The sequence below is a fragment of the Mycolicibacter engbaekii genome (genome assembly GCF_002101585.1).
Classification (GTDB): Bacteria; Actinomycetota; Actinomycetes; order Mycobacteriales; family Mycobacteriaceae; genus Mycobacterium; species Mycobacterium engbaekii.
Window position 1 is genome coordinate 1 of record NZ_LQOT01000052.1, and the last position, 3,804, is coordinate 3,804.

General features: G+C 64.0%; 3 protein-coding genes. 2 read left to right on the top strand and 1 reads right to left on the bottom strand.

Going from position 1 to position 3,804, the window contains the following annotated elements; translation table 11 throughout:
- Positions 1-9 precede the first annotated feature (9 nt).
- Entirely contained in the window at positions 10-318 is a 309-nt protein-coding gene (locus tag AWC02_RS22625; RefSeq protein ID WP_237160483.1) for a hypothetical protein, read from the bottom strand.
- Positions 319-525: 207 nt separating this feature from the next.
- Here AWC02_RS22625 and AWC02_RS14930 point away from each other — a divergent pair, with 207 nt between their 5' ends.
- Together AWC02_RS14930 and AWC02_RS14940 are read left to right on the top strand one after the other, a co-directional pair.
- On the top strand, positions 526-2,145 hold the full coding sequence (locus AWC02_RS14930; protein ID WP_237160484.1) for a DUF726 domain-containing protein: 1,620 nt from the start codon (positions 526-528) through the stop codon (positions 2,143-2,145).
- A gap of 242 nt (positions 2,146-2,387) precedes the next feature.
- Positions 2,388-3,577 (top strand): IS3 family transposase gene (locus AWC02_RS14940; protein WP_109561033.1). Its coding sequence is split into 2 segments (ribosomal slippage): positions 2,388-2,646 and positions 2,646-3,577, totalling 1,191 coding nucleotides; the frame shifts between segments, so codons are not numbered across the junction.
- The last annotated feature ends 227 nt before the right edge of the window (positions 3,578-3,804 follow it).

The window sequence follows — 3,804 nt, forward strand, 5'->3', positions numbered from 1 at the left end:
GAGTTCGCCTTACAGTGGACCTCGACCCACCAACCCCAAGCCGCATAGCGACTGGACCACCAAACGGGTCCCCCTCAGTTGCTCCTCTGCCTCCAATGCCGCTTTGCGGCGCTCCTGCGCCGCTCCTACCGTGAGGACCACGACTGCGGCGCCGGTGAGGAACAGGATGGGTACCCATAGCAAGCCGATGGCTGCGATCGCTTCCCCGATCTTCGCGCCGGCTGCGGCGATACCGCCAAGCACAGGCGAGACGATCAGGAACAGCAACATCAGGCCTGCGCCCTCCGCCCCAGAGGAGCTGTTGGAACGTTTTCCCACGCTGTGTACCTTTCCGGAATATTTGCCGGTGAGCCTAGCTGGCGGTGGCGACACGTCATGCGAATTCGGTCGCGACGGCCTGCTCTGTGGTGATTTGTCATGGTCCGTCGGAGCGCGCCGATACGCTTGCCTCGTTTCGGTTCTGATGGCGTGCAGCGGCGTCTGGGTACTGGCGGCGGCATGCAAGAGTAGTAGGGAGAGGCTTGCGTGCAGAAAGTGTCTTTCACCTCGACGAAGGGGACAGGACTCTCCTGCTCGATCAGGTCACCGCAAGGCCGGTTCTTGGCCCTGTCCGGTGAACTATCAGATCTAGAACCGGATGCGCGCGGTGATCCGGCGATGGTGCGGAACCAGACCCTGGTGAACAACCTATGGGCTTTCGGCAAGCACGAGAAGCAGCATCGAATGCTGCGGAACGCGGAGAAACGTGCCAGCCACGCCAAGCAGGCGGCAGCGCACAAGGAGATCGCCATCGCGATGGCGAAGTTGATCGATATCGAAGGCACCGCCACCCGACGGGCGTGGTGCTCAGCATGCTTCAGACTCACGGATCACCGGGAACTGAACAGGGCCGCACTCAGCCTCCCAGGACATCTGTGCGCTGGGTGCGGTGCTCCCACGCTTGGCTGCGCCGCCCCGAGATGCGAACACATGGCAACCCGAGGCTTCGGTACCGTGCACATTCCCCGTTTCTGCGCCGAGCACCGGCATGAGATTCCGAGCTTCGACAAGATCAACAGCAAGTTCGGCCCGCTGGGGAACTACCGTGATTTCCTGACCTACAAGAAGAAGAACCTGGCGCGCGTCACTAGGGTGGCAGGCGCTGCCACCGCTACCAGCGCGGTCATCGGTACCGGAGGATTGGCACTGGCCCCGGCGATCGGCGGGGCCGCCGGTAGTCTGATCGGCGGCTACACCGGAGCAGCGGCTACCAGCTACGGCCTGGCACTCCTGGGCGGCGGTTCGCTCGCTGCAGGCGGCTTGGGTATGGCAGGCGGCACCGCCGTTGTCGCCGGGATGGGAATGTTGCTGGGCGGTGGCCTGGGCGCCAGGGTGACCACTGCCTATATCGGCGCCGACAAGTCGTTTCGGATCGACAAACTCGGTGACGGCGTGGGGACCCCGGTTATCGTCTCCAGCGGCTTTCTCACAGCGGGCGGCGGCTCGTGGGGGGATTGGGAGTCAATCATTCGGCGGCGCTACCCGACGGCACCGGTCTACCGGGTTCATTGGGGAAACAAGGAGCTCCGCGCGCTGGGGGCATGGCTGGGCTATGGAGGCGGACAGGCCGCGGCGGCCGCAGTTGTCAAGGGAATGGCCGCCAGAGCGAGCAAGCGGGCAGCCAACCTGATTCCCGGCGCCGGGGCAGCCTTTGCGGCGGCCGGTCTGGCCATGAACCCTTGGCACACCGCGAAGGTACGGGCCGATTCCACGGGAGTGGCCCTGGCGGGCTTGTTGGCGCGCACAGACGCCGAAGACTATGTCTTGGTCGGCCACAGCCTGGGGGCCAGGGTGATGACGACAGCTGCTCAGACTCTCGCGACCGACCCTGACGCTCCGAAGATTCAAACCGTCCACCTGCTCGGTGCGGCGTTGGGCGCGAAGGGGGACTGGCGCGCCCTTAACGACTCGGTGACTGATGCTGTCTACAACTACTACTCCACCAACGACAAGGTTTTGAAGCACCTCTACGCGGTCGTTCAAGCGGGCAGCACAGCCGCGGGCCTGCGAGGATTCAGGAGCAAGTTTCCAAAGATTAAGGACCGCAATGTCTCTCGAGTGGTGCACGGACATTCGGATTACTGCGGCCAAGTCAAGTTGGTGTGAGGTTCACCGGCGTGCGTTTCAGGTCTCGATCTTGTCGAGCATTGCCGCAGCGAGGCGCAGGGCGTAGTTGCCGGCAAGAGAAGCGGGAGGCCGGTTGGGCCCGGTTTGGGTATCCAAACACGCCTTCGTCTTGATCAACACGTTGGCGCGTACACCAAGCGCCAACTGACACGCCTGGGGTTGACCCCTGATGGTGGACACCTGACTGGTGGGACTGCTGGTCCCACGGGAAGGATGTCCGTATGTCGGGCAAGCGGAAGAAGTACACCCCGGAGTTTCGGGAGCAGGCGGCCCGCTTGGTGATCGAGACGGGCCGGCCGATCGCGCATGTGGCCGCGGAGATCGGTGTGGGTGAGCAGTTGCTGGGGCGCTGGGTGCGGGTGGCCCGCGAGGCCGCTGGCGCAGGCGATAATGGTGCGGTGCTTGATTCTGATGAGCGTGCCGAGTTGGAGCGGCTGCGCAAGGAGAACGCTGAATTGCCTTTGGACCGGCAGTTTTTGAAAAAAGCCGCGGCCTTCTTTGCCTCCGAACAGAACCAGTAGAGGCCTACGGTCTGATCGAGGCGGAGAAGGCCAATTACGCGATCACCCGGATGTGCGAGCTGCTGGACGTGTCGCGGTCGGGGTTTTACAAATGGCGCAAGTCCCAGGCCGCGGGACCGTCGCCGGCGGCGCGGCGTCGTGCCGAGTTGGATGTCAAGGTCGCGGCCTTGCATGAGGCCTCCGATGGGGTCTATGGGGCGCCGCGCATCCTGGCCGACCTGCGCGATGCCGGCGAGACCGTGTCACGCAAGACGGTGGCTGCCTCGCTGCGCCGTCAGGGTCTGGCCGGGATCAGCCCACGTACGTTCGCCCCGGTAACCACCGTGGTGGATCTGGACGCGCCGCCGATCCCTGACCTGGTCAAACGTCGATTCGATACAGGCCGTCTGGATGGGGTGTGGACCAGCGACATCACCTATCTGCGCACCGGTGAGGGCTGGTTGTACCTGTGCGCCGTGCGTGACGGCTGCAGCCGGCGGGTGATCGGCTGGGCCATCGATGAGCACCTGCATACCGACCTGGTCGAGGACGCGGTGGCGATGGCGGTGGCCATGCGCGGCGAGTTGGCCGCGCAGGTGGTGTTCCATGCTGACCGCGGATGTCAGTACACCAGTGCGCAGTTGGCACGGTTCGCCCGCAAGCATGATCTGGCCCGCTCGGTGGGCCGCACCGGGGTGTGTTGGGATAATGCTCAGCAGGAATCATTCTGGGCCACAATGAAAGTCGAGTTCTACGACCGCTACTTGTGGCCCACCAAAGCAGCCGCTAAGCTCGCCGTCGGCGACTGGATCGAACGGGTCTACAACCGCCGACGGCGCCACTCTTCGATCGGGATGATCACCCCGGTCGAGTACGAGAACCGGATCACTCAGACGGCACAAGCCGCCTGACCGAGTGTCCACCCAATGGGGTCAAGCCCACGCCGGCGCGTTTCCGTTCAGGTTGTCGACGGCGCTCATTCGCAGCGTGATCATGTTGTCGCCAACGTCCACGGCGTCGAGATATCACCCCCAGCCCTTTTCGTAGCCGGCATCTTGCCCGTGAGGGGGACCCGTTTGGTGGTCCAGTCGCTATGCGGCTTGGGGTTGGTGGGTCGAGGTCCACTGTAAGGCGAACT